The 15489-nt window shown below is 39.9% G+C and carries 13 protein-coding genes; 8 read left to right on the forward strand and 5 right to left on the reverse strand.

What is annotated here, in order from left to right:
* Positions 1–11: 11 nt before the first annotated feature.
* The 4 genes from V7K60_RS29890 to V7K60_RS29905 form a co-directional block, all read right to left on the reverse strand.
* On the reverse strand, positions 12–1316 hold the full coding sequence (locus tag V7K60_RS29890) for an NAD(P)/FAD-dependent oxidoreductase (RefSeq protein WP_334931079.1): 1305 nt from the start codon (positions 1314–1316) through the stop codon (positions 12–14).
* 89 nt (positions 1317–1405) lie between these two features.
* Positions 1406–1762 carry an EamA family transporter gene (locus V7K60_RS29895; protein ID WP_292784161.1) on the reverse strand — a complete coding sequence of 119 codons (357 nt, stop codon included), beginning with the start codon at positions 1760–1762 and terminating at the stop codon, positions 1406–1408.
* Between the two features lie 22 nt (positions 1763–1784).
* The gene (locus V7K60_RS29900) at positions 1785–2177 is read right to left on the reverse strand and encodes an EamA family transporter (RefSeq protein ID WP_334931081.1); all 393 of its coding nucleotides are present in this window, start codon (positions 2175–2177) and stop codon (positions 1785–1787) included.
* Positions 2178–4000: 1823 nt separating this feature from the next.
* Complete coding sequence (locus V7K60_RS29905; protein WP_334931083.1) at positions 4001–4219, reverse strand: hypothetical protein; 219 nt, start codon at positions 4217–4219, stop codon at positions 4001–4003.
* Positions 4220–4753: 534 nt separating this feature from the next.
* Between V7K60_RS29905 and V7K60_RS29910 the strand changes: the two genes are divergently transcribed.
* From V7K60_RS29910 to V7K60_RS29925, 4 genes are all read left to right on the forward strand, one after another.
* Positions 4754–6913 carry a Tex family protein gene (locus V7K60_RS29910; protein ID WP_334931084.1) on the forward strand — a complete coding sequence of 720 codons (2160 nt, stop codon included), beginning with the start codon at positions 4754–4756 and terminating at the stop codon, positions 6911–6913.
* A 13-nt stretch (positions 6914–6926) separates the two neighbouring features.
* Positions 6927–7268, forward strand: coding sequence for a 2Fe-2S iron-sulfur cluster-binding protein (locus tag V7K60_RS29915; RefSeq protein WP_334931086.1), 342 nt, complete (start codon positions 6927–6929; stop codon positions 7266–7268).
* A gap of 345 nt (positions 7269–7613) precedes the next feature.
* A complete protein-coding gene (locus V7K60_RS29920; protein WP_334931088.1) occupies positions 7614–8015 on the forward strand; it encodes a phage holin family protein in 402 nt (133 codons plus the stop codon).
* Positions 8016–8140: 125 nt separating this feature from the next.
* Positions 8141–8332: a YqaE/Pmp3 family membrane protein gene (locus V7K60_RS29925; protein ID WP_292723996.1), complete on the forward strand. Its 192-nt coding sequence runs from the start codon at positions 8141–8143 to the stop codon at positions 8330–8332.
* 291 nt (positions 8333–8623) lie between these two features.
* Here the strand turns inward: V7K60_RS29925 and V7K60_RS29930 are convergent, their stop codons facing one another.
* Positions 8624–9424 (reverse strand): histidine kinase, encoded by an 801-nt coding sequence (locus tag V7K60_RS29930; protein WP_334931090.1) that lies wholly within the window; start codon positions 9422–9424, stop codon positions 8624–8626.
* A gap of 191 nt (positions 9425–9615) precedes the next feature.
* Between V7K60_RS29930 and V7K60_RS29935 the strand changes: the two genes are divergently transcribed.
* The 4 genes from V7K60_RS29935 to V7K60_RS29950 all read left to right on the forward strand — a co-directional run bounded on the left by V7K60_RS29935 (position 9616) and on the right by V7K60_RS29950 (position 15416).
* Positions 9616–9840 carry a hypothetical protein gene (locus V7K60_RS29935; RefSeq protein WP_334931092.1) on the forward strand — a complete coding sequence of 75 codons (225 nt, stop codon included), beginning with the start codon at positions 9616–9618 and terminating at the stop codon, positions 9838–9840.
* Between the two features lie 55 nt (positions 9841–9895).
* Positions 9896–10231, forward strand: coding sequence for a cytochrome c6 PetJ (gene petJ / locus V7K60_RS29940; protein ID WP_334931094.1), 336 nt, complete (start codon positions 9896–9898; stop codon positions 10229–10231).
* Positions 10232–10367: 136 nt separating this feature from the next.
* Entirely contained in the window at positions 10368–11387 is a 1020-nt protein-coding gene (locus tag V7K60_RS29945; RefSeq protein ID WP_334931096.1) for an aldo/keto reductase, read from the forward strand.
* An 81-nt stretch (positions 11388–11468) separates the two neighbouring features.
* A complete protein-coding gene (locus tag V7K60_RS29950; RefSeq protein ID WP_334931098.1) occupies positions 11469–15416 on the forward strand; it encodes a tetratricopeptide repeat protein in 3948 nt (1315 codons plus the stop codon).
* The last annotated feature ends 73 nt before the right edge of the window (positions 15417–15489 follow it).

Consider the following 15489-nt stretch of genomic DNA (forward strand, 5'->3'; position numbering starts at 1 on the left):
TTACTCAAATTTCAATAATTCAGTAATGCTGATTTTTTGAGAAATTCATCGACTTGTCGAACTACTGCGTTGTTGTTGACACTATCATTGACCAACTGTGAGGTATTGACGACAAAAAAATCATCGTTTTCAGTACTCACTTTTGGAACAAGGCTTGAATAATTTAAAACTTGTAGTGGCTGTACTTTAATCGCTCGATTAATATGTGCTGCCACAATGTCATCTGCTTTGAGTTCGGGGAACATTAAACGTATACCTTGGAAAAATATTGGGCGTAATTCCTCATCTGGTTGTTTTAACAACGGGTCAGTGGAAAGTATATATTTTGGTAGGAATGTAATGTGATACCCTGCTGTCTCTTGCAAAGAAACTAAGTTACTCATACCAATAACTCCGGTAAAAGGAACATTTTTATCGGCAATATTTACTACGTAATAAGGAACTAGAGGTTTACGAGTAATTAGTACCATGCAGATTACACCCAGGTATTCTACTGTTTCACCAGGATCTGAAACTTTCACCAGTTCCCTTGCAGCAACCTGTTGCAAGATATTAACTGGGCCAGTAAAAATGACTTTATCAAAATGCTCTTTTTTACCCTGATATTCTACCCACATTCCACCCTCTGAATGAGGTGTGATATATTCAACTGCAACACCTTTGTGAATATGACCTCCAGCCGCATAAATTAATTTTTCTATATGGTCAAAAACAGTTTTATAACCGCCTGAGACATAACCAAGTTGTTCTTTATTTAATGAAGAATCGCGCGCTGAAAATAGTCGTTTAATATAAGCCCAGATAAAAACTGCTGATATTCGCTTGTAGTTTTCTCCTAATTTGGATAAAAGCAAAGGTTTCCAGAGCTTTTCGTATGTGTTTTTACCACCGAGTTTCAATAGCCAATCTTCAACTAAAATCTTCTCTAAGCGCCGCCAGTTATTAAGGCGTGAACCATATAGGAGAGTAAAAGCTAATCTGATTTTACCTATAAGTCCAAATAGAGGAAAACGCAGAAATTCTATACTGTTACTAATAGAATAAAATTTTTTATTGTCGTAAAATCCTGTTAAACTTCGATGCCAACGCAGTTTATCTCCAAGACCAATATCTCGTAGAAAATTTATTAAGTGAGTATCAGAAGGTAGGATAACGTGATAAAAGCGATCCCAGGTAAATAATCCGTAATCATGATAGGTAGTAAGTCCACCAAGCTGCTTGTTACTATCAAAAACAGTGACTTTATGTCCTTGATGTGAAAGACGTTGAGCTAATACTAGCCCAGTTATGCCTCCGCCAACGATACTTATATTCATAAATAAAATTTAGATTTTTGAAAAATTTTTAGAAGATAATGTTCAGAAACTATTAATATTAATAATCTGATTATTTGCCTATTAAGCTATTAATGTACAACTAAAATTACGCCAGTTATAATAACGGAAATTCCTAACCACTGGCTAAACATAACCTCTTCTTTTAAAAGATAATGAGAAGCAATTGGTACAAATGCATACATTAATCCTAAAACTGGAAACGCTTGACTTAAAGGAATTGTCCGCAATACATAAAGCCACAATATAGTCATAAATGTATAGCAGATAAACCAAATCAAAAAATAACGAGATAATAAGAGATTTTTGAGAGATCCGCTTTCTCCTTTATTAGAGTTAGAAATGTAAAGTCCATACTTGAGTGAGAGTTGAGCTGTTGTTCCAAACAAAACGACAAGCATTAAATTTAGCCAAGTAAAAATACTCATGTTTAACTTTTTAAGTAATTAATTATCTAAATGTGAGTTTTTTAATGGGATTAACTACTAAAAGAACACCCAAGAATATAGTGATTACTCCTACTATTCGAGTTAATGTAATCACCTCATTAAAAAAGTAGTATGAACCGAAAAGTATTCCAACATAATTTAAACTAGTCAGTGGATAAGCAATACTCAATTTTACAGATCGCAGAGCCAATATCCAATTTACTATTCCTAAACAGTAGACAGTAATAGCTAATGATAATTTTTGAAAAAATTCCCAAGTAAATACTCCCTCATTTGTATAAATCATGGCATTTTTCATCAGCAATTGTCCACAGATACTAAATAAAATACTTACAAACAAAATAATATAAGGGATTATTTTAAAGTTTGAACTTTTTTGTGACATAGATTTCATCGTACTTTGCCTTAATCAAGATAGCAGGTATGAATCGGGTAGTAAAAAGCCAGTTGTTTTGAACGTTTCAGATATCGGCAAAACCTTCTCTACAATTCGACCTCTACTTCAGTTAATAGATAACAAAATTAGGAAGGCTATATTGAAATGACTGATATCAAAATAATCGTTGAAGCTCATGCCCTAGAGTTAAAAACTAAATACTATGTAAGATTCCAGGATGGTTGCTCTATCATGACAGTGTTCGATATGATTCGGAGTAAAGCACGCTTAATTTTTTTACTGGATTATACTCCCAAGCAAACCAGTTTATTGCTTGGCAATTGGCACAATCAATTTAGAGTTTGCCAACTGTGAATTACAGATATTTTCTGTGCTATCCAGGTTTGCTCCAACACTATTTTTAGCGCGATCGCGATAATCTAGTAGTAGATGCAGACATAGGGAAAGTTGAGAACTTTGTCACAAATTCTCTCTACATACACAAAGTTTGCAGTGTGCGTAGGTGTAGCCCATCATAGACATCGCTGATGCTGAACTCTAATTCCACCCACATATTCAACAGATGCACCTAAATCAAAATGGATTGCTAGAATTTTTGATTAATCGATTCATTAACTTTCATCAGTTGTATCCTGCTGTAGAAATCTTTTGAAGATACTATTGATCTTCTCAAGCTATCAAACCTAGCTGGATTGATAAATATTCTCTATTTGCTCCAGGAAAGTTGATCAATGTACTGACATATCATAAAATTTCTCCCAGTTCAAAGACATATCTGTAATCTCAGCTGGCATTAAGCCGATTTATAAAAGTAAAGGTTTTTACTCAAATTGAGTATGTATACGTGCTCTTTTTGGGCAGGGGAACACAATAAGTAATACAAGTCTGATTGGCTGCGTAAATCATAGATAGGAGATAAATTAATCTACAGTAATACGCTTTACAGGTTTATGGGGAATTTTACTGAATGTCCAAATGGAGCCTTTTAACAAAACAACTAATTCAAACTAGCATTGGCTAATCAACTTAAAGTTGACGTTGCTTGCATTGAATTTGAGATACTTCTACACCATTTAGTTTTAGGTTTGCTTGATTTTTCCTCGTAATTTTAAATAGGCTTTTTTTTCAAAATTTATTGTTACATGTAATTACTTACTAGAATACCACGAGAAAGGTATGTTGCAAATTTATCGCCATACTTTATCAAAAATTTATCTACTGGCAAATACACTTAAACAAAAACTTCATAAAATAAAAATCTTCCTCTATTATGAATTTTTATCTGAGAAATTTGTACATTTATGAAGTAATTTCTGGTTATTAAACTTATAGAAGTAAAGAGTTAGTATTAGACTCGATAAATGCAAAGCTAAGAGTTAACCCAATGAAAATTGAAACTTGAACAACACTACTTGCGCTGATAATATCACACAGCATTACACTAAATTATAGCCGGAATTTTTAGATAAAAATCGAGAGTTTGAATTGTTTTTTATCTATCCACAAAAATCTTCATCTAAATCCACCTATCTCAGACAGAGTTAGTAGTCCGCCAATTTTCCTTGGCTGGGTAGAGGTTTTTTTATTGTTTGGACTCATTATCCTCACAAAAGTCTGTTGGTAATAATGATTAACCATCCAAACTGAATCTGCCAAGGTGCTAATACTAGACTTAAAATCAAGCTAATAGCTGCAAAATATGCGATTTCATTAGTACTCTTTTTAAACAAGCAGGCAGTAGCTAAAACAGTACATAGTGGTATCAAGAAAAACAACGCTAAGTTTCCTTGGCTGGATCGAGGTTTCTCTAGGTTGTTTTCCTATTGTTTGGACTCATTATCCTGCAAAAGTCTGTTGGTAATCACCAAGACAATGATTAATAATCCAAACTGAATCTGCCAAGGTGCTAATACTAAACTTAAAATCAAGCTAATAGCTGCAAATACACCTGCAAGATATGCAATTTCATCACTACTCTTTTTGAAGAAATAGCCAGTAGCTAAAGCAGTACATAGTGGTATCAAGAAAAACAAAGCCATTTTACTAACCTCTGAACTAAAGGTTGTAGTGTTTTTAAAACGAATTTTTTGGAAGTGGGTTGATCTTACACCCAACAAGGTTTTGGCTACAACAGTCGAGCGAAATAAATATTATAGAAAGTCAAGATTATGCAACGTTATATATTAAGCCAATTGGAATAATTATTGCGATAGATGAAGCGCCTAAAAGCTTGACAACTCTTTTTTTGTGGTGGATGTTGTGCGTAGCAAGCTTTAAAATTAGGTACGAAACGCTACGCGATTTTGCCTAGTGTTTAGGAACAGACAATTTCTGTGGATGATGTTACTTTTGCCGTTCTCCGACTCAGCCAAGCTGCGCTGTGATAGACAAATTCTCATTCATCTACGCCGATTGAAAGGGTTATAAAACTTGCGTAGGTGTGTTTTGTCTATTTCACCAATTGCACTCTTGCGATCAATCATCTGGTAAATTACCTTAAAACTTTGGCCTTGCGCCAGGATAAGGATCTAGCATATTACCTTTAGAAGTAGCATTTTCATTTTAGACACCTAATGCTGAACATTCCTCAAATACTGGCAACTGAAATAAACCTCAAATCCCATCAGGTGCAAAACGCGCTGGAACTTTTGGCGGAGGGTGCAACAATTCCCTTTATTGCACGTTACCGCAAAGAGCGCACCGATGAGATGAATGAAGTGCAACTACGTGAACTGGCTGATCGATATACTTATTTAACAGAACTGGAAGAACGAAAATCGGTGATTTTAAGTGCGATCGTTCAACAAGGTAAACTTACAGATGAACTTAAAGCCAAAATCTCATCCTGCTTACAAAAAACTGAACTTGAGGATTTATACTTACCTTATCGACCAAAGCGCCGCACCCGCGCCACCATCGCTAGAGAAAAAGGACTAGAACCACTAGCAGAGTTCATCAAGTCGTCAAATGTCAAAAATGCTGCAATTGCATCCTTGGAGTCAGCAGCGGCTAAGTATATTTCGGAAACGCAGGGAGTAAAAACAGCAGAAGAGGCGCTCAAAGGTGCTGCTGATATTTTGGCGGAAGAAGTAGCTGAAAAAGCTGAGTTACGCGCATATATCCGCGACTATCTTTTAGAAGAAGGGGTATTCGTCTCCCGCATCAAAGATGATTATCCTGAAGGTACAACCAAATTTGAGATGTACCGTAACTATCAAATTAGGGTAAAAAATATTGCACCACACAATATGTTGGCGTTGTGTCGGGGTGAAACTGAGAAAGTATTAAGCTTTGAAATTGCTTTTGATGAGGATACGGTACTTTACTATCTTGAGTCGAAAGAAATCAAAACAAAAGTACGGACAATTCGGGATTTTTATCAGGCGATGCTGAAGGATGCATTCAACCGTTTGATGAAAATCTCTCTAATGGGTGAGGTCATTTCTGAGAATAAAGTTTATGCAGATATAGAATCAATTAAGACATTTGAAACTAATCTGCGGGAGTTGCTGCTGTCTGCACCGGCAGGGATGAAACCAACCCTAGCGATAGACCCTGGATTTAGAACTGGGTGTAAAGTTGCAGTCCTCGACCAAACTGGACAATTTTTGGAATACCAAGCGGTATTTCCCCACCAAGCGGCTGAACAACGACTCAAAGCTGCACAAACTGTCAAAAATCTGATTGAAAAGTACAAGATTGAGTTAATCGCCATTGGTAACGGTACAGCCTCGCGCGAGACAGAGGAATTTGTCACGCAAGTATTGCAAAATATAGAACGCAAACCAGTTAAGGTGATGGTGAATGAGTCTGGCGCATCTATATATTCTGCTAGTAATGTGGCGCTAGAAGAGTTTCCCGATTTAGATATTACCGTGCGTGGTGCCATTAGCATCGGTCGGCGTTTGCAAGACCCCTTAGCAGAACTGGTGAAAATCGATCCCAAATCGATTGGTGTGGGACAATATCAGCACGATGTCGATCAGAAGTTGTTGAAAAAGAAATTGGATGACACTGTAGAAAGCTGCGTCAACTACGTCGGCGTAGACTTAAACACCGCTTCCAAAGAACTTCTGACATCCGTCTCTGGGATTACGGCAACAGTAGCCAATAATATTGTCGCCCATCGCAACCAGCATGGAGCTTTTAAAAATCGCCGACAACTGTTGAAAATTCCGAAGTTGGGGCCAAAAGCTTTTGAACAAGCAGCGGGTTTTCTGCGGATTCGTGGCGGTGATAACCCTTTGGATAATACAGCAGTGCATCCAGAGAGTTATTCTGTAGTAGAAGTGATCGCATCCGATCTAAATGTGCCATTAAATCAGGTAACACAAATTGCCGAAAAACTCAAAAAGACCAACCTGAAGAAATACGTTACCGATAGCGTCGGCGAACCCACACTGCGCGACATTCTCAGCGAACTTGAAAAACCAGGTAGAGATCCTCGTGCTGAGTTTAAGTATGCCACCTTCAGAGAAGGAATTAAAGAAATCAGGGACTTAAATGTGGGAATGGAATTAGAGGGAATTGTGACTAACGTCGCCAACTTCGGTGCTTTTGTCGATATCGGCGTACATCAAGATGGCTTGGTGCATATATCCCAACTTGCTGATAGATTTGTAGACGATCCCAACAAAATTGTCAAAGTTGGACAAGTAGTCAAAGTCCAGGTGTTAGAAATCAACGAGAAACTCAAGCGGATTAGTTTATCGATGAAAGCAGTTAAACAATAATTAGAAACAGCAGATGGTAGTTTATCAAGTTCGATTTATCAATCCTACACTTGGATTAGATCGCACCATTCCAGTACCAGACGATCAATATATTCTGGATATGGCGGAGGAAGCTGGTATCCGCCTACCATCTGGGTGTAAACAAGGCGAATGTTCTGCGTGTATTGCTAAACTTATTAGTGGTGAAGTCGATCAAAGTGAGCAAAAATTTCTGCGTCCAAATGAAATACAGGCTGGTTATGTTGTTACTTGTGTAACTTATCCTTTGTCTGATTGCACTTTAGAAACCCATCAAGAACAAGTTTTATATAAATCAGCCCTTTACTATAAGCCTGAGTCGGGACAACCTGAATGATTTTTGGCTTGTGACATTAAATTAATCTTAAATTTATAGGGTGCGTTAAATTTGTTTAACGTACCCTTAAAAACATTGCAATACGTTAGAAATCTCCAGAAATTAATATGCCTTATCCAGAACCCTTGTAGAAACGTAGCAGTGCTATGTCTTTACTCCTATGTCTAATGTATAGGTATACAGCTATGCACCCATAAAATGTATTTAGAACCGCTATATTTTTCTCAACGATAGACCTAATGGTAGAAAGAAATTCTATCTTGCAAGGGAGGTGAAATCCTAGCAGATAGTTAAAGATGATATAAGAAGTTGCAAAAAAAATCTCTAGTTATTAGGTAAGAAACAATGTTGACTCCATTTTTAACCGCGCTAGCTACAGCTTTGAGTCTGTTGGTTGTTGATATAGTTGTTCCAGGCGTTAATATTGCTAATTTCCCCGCAGCTTTGATTGCCGCTTTAATAATTGGTTTAATTAACGGTTCAGTTAAACCAGTTCTGTCTGCTCTTTCCCTACCACTTAACTTTCTCTCATTTGGAGCATTTTCGCTTGTTGTCAACGGGTTGTGTTTTTGGTTAGCAGCAGTGCTAGTTCCTGGGTTCGCAGTTCGCGGAATTATTGGTTTCCTGCTTGGTCCAGTAATTTTAACCTTTGCTAACACCTTTATTAACAACTACTTTGTTGAAAGAAACCTTTTAACTAGCAGTGGTGATGTAAATAATAAAGCTGAATTACCTTCTTCTAGATAAGTTAGAAGGAGTAGAAACGCCAGTTAAATAACGTTTCTAACCTACATAAAATCTCCGAAGATGGATTTACTCATTCGGCATCTTCAAATGAATGTAATTAAACAAAATCACAAAGTTGTAACATCATGAAATTAGTTCGTTTTCTTCTAGGTTTGTTAGTTCCTCCTTTAGGCGTTTTTTTGACAGTTGGAGTTGGCCCCACTCTGTTTATTAATATTTTGCTCACAGTTTTAGGTTGGCTTCCCGGTAGTATTCATGCAATTTGGGTTATAGCCAAGCATGACGAACAAGTTAATAGAGAAGGACGTATTTACTAATAGGTAAGAGGGATTTTGTAAATGGGTGATTGTTGCACGACAATTACCCATTTACTATTTTTTATAATACAGTGCAATAGTAAAGCCCTTATCTCCCAATCCCTTCTCCCCAAATTGGGAGAAGGGGAGCTAATTTCAAAGTTTTTAAAGTCCCTCTTCCCAGATGGGGAGAGGGATTTAGGGTGAGGGGTTTTGATTCATACTAAAATTCTTATGAAAACTGCTATTTAAACAAAATAGGGTGAGAATTTCCCACCCTACTTTTATAAGTCAATTAAACGTTAAAACAGTCTATTTATGAATAGTCTCCCGCTCTTTATCAGCAGGTTGCTTATCTTTGAACAAGTCAGCCGCCGTTAAGAGTAACTGCCTCAATGTTTGTTTGATTTGGCGCTCTTTTCTTGCTAAAGATGTACCAGCTTCACCTAATTGCTCTTCTAGTTGCGATCGTTTCTGTTCTACCTGTACAGCCATAGACTCTGCTTGGGGACGAGCTTTATCATACCAGTGTTTAGCCTCGTCTAGATAATCTTGAACCTCCATATTACGTCCGCCGTAGCGTGCAGCCATATTAGCTCGGACAATGGCTAGCTGTGCTTGCAGTTGCGCGTAACGCTTCTTTAACAATCCTACTTCTTCACTATCTTTAATAGCATTGACAGCAGAATCAATTGCAGTTTTGGTACTCGCAGGTTTTTCCTTACCTGTCTCTTCAATCTCTGCCAAAATTACATCAACCTCTTGCTGGAGTTGTTCTTCTTCACCATCTAGTTGAGCCTGTAGCCGCTTGATATCTGTCTGAGTTTTAGCAATACTTTCGTGTCTTTGACTATTAATTCCTTCCAGCGCTCCTTCAATAGAAGCTGCCACTTCATCTTTGAGTTCGCTACCTTTTTCTTGGAAGTTTTCAACTACAGCAGATACTGCATCTTTCACAATGCTACGAACTTCACTAGAACCTTGTTTAAATTCAGAAGCTACTTGAGAAACTGCGGATTTTACTATTTCTCGAATCCGCTCAGTTCTTAATTGCCCAGTTTCTTTTGCTTGTTGCAGATCAGCTTGAATTTGTTGTTTGATATTGTTAGGCATTTTCAACTCGTAGAATTTAACTAATTGGGATAAAATTTTCTAGAAATGTTCCTACATGCATATTATGGCGTAGCCTGATTTAGCTAGGCACTTCCTTTAGATAGAAAATTATAGCCCCAAAGAGGTGATGTGTAAGATGTTGCCCATTTGTGAGATGATGAATATTTAGTGGTAGTAATTGGGAGTGAAATATGTGGCGAGTAAATATTACTTGTTCGGGTGATGCCTGGAAACTCTATGGTGTTGATTTTAAAGCGATTGCAGAGAAATATCAAGGTGAATTAATTGGTTCCAAAAAAATGCCAGATGGTACCCGCATCATGTCTTATAAAATTGAAGATGTTAGTGATGCAGAAGCTTTTCAAGAAGATTGTGCAAATTTTGCTGGATTTACAACTGACTTTGAATCCCTCTAGTATTGGTTCTGATATTTATGCCTCCAACTAGTATGTCCACATCTGGAGAAGTTAATTGAAAAAACTACTTAAATTAGTATTAGTAACATTTTTGTTATTAATCAGTACTTTTACTTTGCCTGCTAGTGCAACAGACACAGTTAACGGTGAACAAATATTTAGCGTTCATTGTGCTGGTTGTCATATCAATGGTAGCAACATCATCAGGCGAGGTAAAAATCTCAAAAAGCCAGCCCTGAAAAAGTATGGTATGGATTCAATAGAGGCAGTTACATCTATAGTTACCAATGGTAAAAATAATATGTCAGCTTACAAAAAGCGTCTCAGTGAACAGCAAATTCAAAACGTTGCTGCTTACGTTCTCGAACAAGCTGAAAACGGCTGGCATTAAAAAGTTAGGAGTTGGGAGAGACGTGATTAATCGCGTCTGTACGTTAGAAGTTAGGAATTAGGAATTATCAGTTATGATTTATCTATTAGTAATTCTTAAGTCTTCCCATTCCTAACTTTTCACTCATAAATTGAAAATGAACTTACCCGCAGCTAGTCGTCTCCAATTTACTCCCGATTTGAACATCTGCCGCATATTAAATGGGATGTGGCAAGTCTCTGGCGGACATGGACAGATCAATCCCCAAGTCGCTATTGAGACTATGTTCAAATATGTAGATGCAGGCTTTACCACTTGGGATTTAGCAGATCATTATGGCCCTGCAGAAGATTTTATTGGTGAGTTTCGCTGTGAACTAATTGATACTCGTGGGAAAGATGCTTTATCTCAGGTGCAAGCTTTTACAAAATGGGTACCTCGTCCAGGCAAAATGACTAAAAAACTCGTCGAGGAAAATATTGATATTTCCTTGAGAAGGATGAATGTACAATCGTTAGATTTGATGCAATTTCACTGGTGGGAATATCAGGATAAAAATTACCTGGATGCTCTAAAATATATGGCAGAACTTCAGACTGAGGGTAAAATTAAGCATCTAGGTTTAACTAATTTTGACACGGAAAACTTGAAGATTATTACTGAAGCAGGCATCAAAATTGTTTCTAACCAAGTGCAATTTTCCCTTATTGACCGCCGTCCTGAAGTTAATATGGTGGAGTTTTGTCAACAGCATGACATAAAGCTTTTTACTTACGGTACGCTGTGCGGCGGTTTGTTATCAGAAAACTATTTGGGGAAACCAGAACCGCGAGGATTTGATCTCTCCACTGCTAGTTTGAAAAAATATAAAAATATGATCGATGCTTGGGGTGGTTGGCAATTATTTCAAGAGTTGCTGGCTATCCTGAAGGAAATTGCTAATAAGCATGGCGTAAGCATTTCTAACGTGGCAGTGCATTACATTTTAGATCGGCCAACTGTGGGTGGTGTGATAGTTGGTGCCAGACTTGGAGTATCTGAACATATAGAAGATAACGCCAAAGTATTTAGTTTTAGTTTAGATGAAGACGATCGCGATCGCATCAATGCAGTATCTCGCCAATCACGCGATTTGTACCAGCTAATCGGCGATTGCGGCGACGAATATCGGCGATAACCATTAAGGTATTGGCTTTGTTGACGATTGAATTTACTGATAATACGGTGAAGGTTATTGTTCAATCTACCCCTGCAAACCATGCCCCTAAACTTCACCTTCGCCCTCAGTCAACAGCAAACTTTTGAACTGCGCTGTGATTATGGCTCGCGTCGCCTGGATAAAACGGAGTTGGCAGCACTCATTGATTTGTGCGAGCAAAATTATTATGCTCAACAAAGAGATCATCTACCCTATCTCACCCAGTTGGGACGGCAACTTTATCAATGGCTGGATGGTAAAGAAGGATGGCTGAGAAGGGCGCTGGATGAGGCGGATGAGCAAACGATTCTTCTAGATTTGATTAAAACCAGCGAAGCAAAGGGGTTGAACCCGGAAACAGAACGGGTAGCGTTGGGATTGGCACATCTACCTTGGGAATTGCTACATGATGGTGCAGGGTTTTTGATAGAACGCCAGGATATTTACGTTTTGCCAGTGCGTTCTGTGCAGCAGCGTCAAACCCCAGTGATTGGCGTGCAAAATCGTCCATTGCGGTTGCTGTTCATGGCGACTTCTCCTGAAGATCCCAGAGTTCCACCACTAGGGTTTGAGCAGGAAGAAGCGAACATTTTGGAAGCAACTAAAGAGCAGCCTTTGGCGTTGATTGTCGAGGAAAGCGGCTCAGTTGCAGAGTTAGCCAATTTGGTGAAATCCTACCCAGAAGACTATTTTGATGTCTTTCACCTCACGGGACACGGGATAATTTATACCCAAGAAGGTTACGGCTATTTACTGCCGAAAGGTGCAACACTGCTAGATAATACCCCCTGCTTCATTACTGAGGATGAGGTGGGGAATATGCAACTTACTACCGTCAATGATTTAGCTAGAGCCTTTCGCGGACGCTGGCCACGTGTAACTTTTCTCTCTGGTTGTCATACGGGACAAGTTCCTAACAAGGGGACAGTACCCTCGATGGCGCAGGCATTGGTGAAGGCAGGGGCAGGTATAGTTTTAGGCTGGGCGCGTCCGGTGTATGACCGCACGGGTATTGTAGCGGCACAGGCACTTTATCAAGCTTTGGCGACGGGGGCGACTGTTGAAGAAGCAGTTAAAGCGGCGCAGCAGGAGATGATTGACCATAAATGCACCGACTGGCATTTGTTGCGGATGTATCGGGATACGCGCCCCATTGCCGAACTGGTGACACCTCTAAGAACAAGAAATCGTGAAAGGCTGACGTTTACTGCGCCAGAGCAAGAATTTCTTGATGAGAATAATCTAGTTAAAGTTGCCAGTCGGTTTGAATTTGTCGGACGCAGACGACCTTTGCAACGGTGTCTCAAGGCATTGCGGGAAACCAGCGACCAAATCGGCGTGTTTATTGCCGGGATGGGTGGATTGGGCAAAAGTACCCTGGCGGCGCGATTATGTACGCGCGTGCAAACGCAGCGTGAAAATTTTGCGCGAGTCGTGTTGATTGGCCCTCTGGATGAGAAAGGTTTGCTCAATAAGCTTTCTAATAAGTTTGAGCGGTTTGCAGATGTGCCGGCACTTTTGAATGAACCAAAGGTGTCTCTTAAAGGACGGTTGCAAAACTTTTTTGAGGTAATTGAAAAGGAACACAACCAACCTTTGCTGCTGGTGCTGGATGACTTTGAGCAAAACATCCCAACAGCTAATATTGAAGATGGTTCACTGCGGATGACGGCAGATGCTTACGAAATTTTATGGGCGATTTGTGCGGCATTGGCACAGAACGGGGCAGAAAGTCGGCTGATTGTCACCTGTCGCTATTTGAAAGAAGACACCTTGCCACCCCATCTGCTGCACTTGGAACGCCTGGAACAGATGAGCAGCAGTGATATTGATAAAATTTGCTTTTCCTTAGATAAAGAAGTTAGACAACAGTTAAGAACTCAGCGAATTATTCACATTGCTGATGGTAATCCCCGGTTGCTGAAGTGGCTATTAGAGGTGATTCAGCAGCCGGGATTAGTGACGTATGAATTATTGAATCGTCTGGAGGAGACTGAGCAGAAATTCCGCGAAGATATTTTGGCGCAAACTCTGCTAGATGCTTTGGAACCGGAAGAACAAAAGTTTCTTGCACGGTTGAGTGTGTTTTTTCTGCCAGTGATGGAGGATATTGTGAGGGCAATTTCTACCGCAGGGGAATTGGCAGTTTTGGGCAAGCTAACCAGCCTTAGCCTAGTCGAGTCTGCCACCACTCACCCTAACCAACCAGCTAATTATCGGGTGACGACAATTTTAGAACCGTTGTTAGAACCAGTGTTGAGTGAGGAAGAGTGGCAAGCAACGCGACAGCAAGGAGTCAGGAAAATCCATCAAGTTTGGTGGGAGGAGAATGAAAACCCCACGGAAGCAGAAGGACTGGAAATTGTGCGGTTGGGATTGTTAACAAAAGAGCAGGAAATTGCAGTCAGCGTTGGGGATGGGATTGCAGGCAGCTGGGTGAACAATTCCCGCTTTGTGGAAGCTTTAGAGTTATGTCAACAAATCTTCGCAGTTTATCAAGACTACCGCATCTTGGGAACAGTCGCCAATGCTGAAAGATTTTTGGGTTTGGTGCAAGAAGCTGTTAGCCATTATCAGCAAGCTTTAGACCTTTGCCCTGAAGAGAAATTGCAAACAAAAGCCGCTATTCTCAACAACATGGCAACGGTAATCGCTCGACAAGGGGACATAGCAAGAGCAATCGTACTCTGGGAGCAATCCTTGGAAATATCTGAGCAGATTGGCGATGTCGAAGGCAAAGCCAGTAACCTCAATAACACGGCACAGGTAATCGCCCAACAAGGGGATATAGCAAGAGCGATCGCACTCTACGAGCAATCCTTGGAAATATCTGAGCAGATTGGCGATGTCAAAGGTAAAGCCACTACTCTCAGCAACATGGCACAGATATTCGCCGACCAAGGGGACATAGCAAGAGCGATCGCACTCTACGAACAATCCTTGAATATAAAAGAGCAGATTGGCGATGTCCAGGGCAAAGCCCTAACCCTCAACAACATGGCACAGATATTCGCAGACCAAGGGGACATCCCAAAAGCGATGGCACTTTGGGAGCAATCCTTGGAAATATGTGAGCAGATTGGCGATGTCGAAGGCAAAGCCACTAATCTCAATAACATGGCAAAGGTATTCGCCCAACAAGGAAACATCCCAAAAGCGCTCACACTCTGGGAGCAATCCTTGGAAATATGTGAGCAGATTGGCGATGTCCAAAGCAAAGCCAGTAACCTCAACAACATGGCAGGGGTATTTGTCGACCAAGGATTGCTCCCAAAAGCGATCGCACTCTACGAACAATCCTTGGAAATATGTGAGCAGATTGACGATGTCAAAGGCAAAGCCAGTAACCTGAACAACATAGCAGAGGTATTCGCCCAACAAGGGGACATCCCAAAAGCGATCGCACTCTACGAACAATCCTTGAATATAAAAGAGCAGATTGGTGATGTCAAAGGCAAAGCCCTAACCCTCAACAACATGGCACAGATATTCGCCCAACAAGGGGACATCCCAAAAGCGATCGCACTTTGGGAGCAAGTTGCTTCCACACTTGCACAAATCAGTGCCTATAGTAATTTGGTAACAGTTTTGAGTAATTTAGGCGTAACGGCTGAAACCAAAGGTTTGGTTTACCTAGCCCAAGCAATCTGGCTAACGCTGAGAATTCAAGCGCCCTTAGCAAGTACCATTCAGTTAATCCGTGCTTTATATAATGCAGTGCCTCAAGGCGATGAACTAGAAGCTTTGCTAGGGGTAACAGCAAAGTTATTTTGTAACTACCAAGGTGAAGGTCATCCTCAGTTAGAGGAACTCCAAGAGCTTAGTATTGAAATGATAGTAGATGCAGCGAGTAGACAAGGAATTGATATGGAGGCGTTTGAGGCTTGGTTTGTCCAGCAACGGTTAAACGATCCAGAATATTACCTTCCCCAACTCAATCAACGCCTAGAGGAAATAGTCGGCGATGGGTGGTTGTTTGACCCCAGTCAAGTTTCAATGGGCGGATAAGGGAAGATGCGATCGCGTTAATCTTAATGATTTTTATTGGCTTGTCCAAAGAGGAGATGCAATGAAGATTAGG

It is taken from the genome of Nostoc sp. (assembly GCF_036917555.1).
Classification (GTDB): domain Bacteria; phylum Cyanobacteriota; class Cyanobacteriia; order Cyanobacteriales; family Nostocaceae; genus Nostoc.

What these genes read in the sequence shown, in the direction of transcription:
- V7K60_RS29890 (WP_334931079.1), bottom strand. Translation starts at nt 1,316, where the DNA reads ATGAATATAAGTATCGTTGGCGGAGGCATAACTGGGCTAGTATTAGCT.
- V7K60_RS29895 (WP_292784161.1), bottom strand. Translation starts at nt 1,762, where the DNA reads ATGAGTATTTTTACTTGGCTAAATTTAATGCTTGTCGTTTTGTTTGGA.
- V7K60_RS29900 (WP_334931081.1), bottom strand. Translation starts at nt 2,177, where the DNA reads ATGAAATCTATGTCACAAAAAAGTTCAAACTTTAAAATAATCCCTTAT.
- V7K60_RS29905 (WP_334931083.1), bottom strand. Translation starts at nt 4,219, where the DNA reads ATGGCTTTGTTTTTCTTGATACCACTATGTACTGCTTTAGCTACTGGC.
- V7K60_RS29910 (WP_334931084.1), top strand. Translation starts at nt 4,754, where the DNA reads ATGCTGAACATTCCTCAAATACTGGCAACTGAAATAAACCTCAAATCC.
- V7K60_RS29915 (WP_334931086.1), top strand. Translation starts at nt 6,927, where the DNA reads ATGGTAGTTTATCAAGTTCGATTTATCAATCCTACACTTGGATTAGAT.
- V7K60_RS29920 (WP_334931088.1), top strand. Translation starts at nt 7,614, where the DNA reads ATGTTGACTCCATTTTTAACCGCGCTAGCTACAGCTTTGAGTCTGTTG.
- V7K60_RS29925 (WP_292723996.1), top strand. Translation starts at nt 8,141, where the DNA reads ATGAAATTAGTTCGTTTTCTTCTAGGTTTGTTAGTTCCTCCTTTAGGC.
- V7K60_RS29930 (WP_334931090.1), bottom strand. Translation starts at nt 9,424, where the DNA reads ATGCCTAACAATATCAAACAACAAATTCAAGCTGATCTGCAACAAGCA.
- V7K60_RS29935 (WP_334931092.1), top strand. Translation starts at nt 9,616, where the DNA reads ATGTGGCGAGTAAATATTACTTGTTCGGGTGATGCCTGGAAACTCTAT.
- V7K60_RS29945 (WP_334931096.1), top strand. Translation starts at nt 10,368, where the DNA reads ATGAACTTACCCGCAGCTAGTCGTCTCCAATTTACTCCCGATTTGAAC.
- V7K60_RS29950 (WP_334931098.1), top strand. Translation starts at nt 11,469, where the DNA reads ATGCCCCTAAACTTCACCTTCGCCCTCAGTCAACAGCAAACTTTTGAA.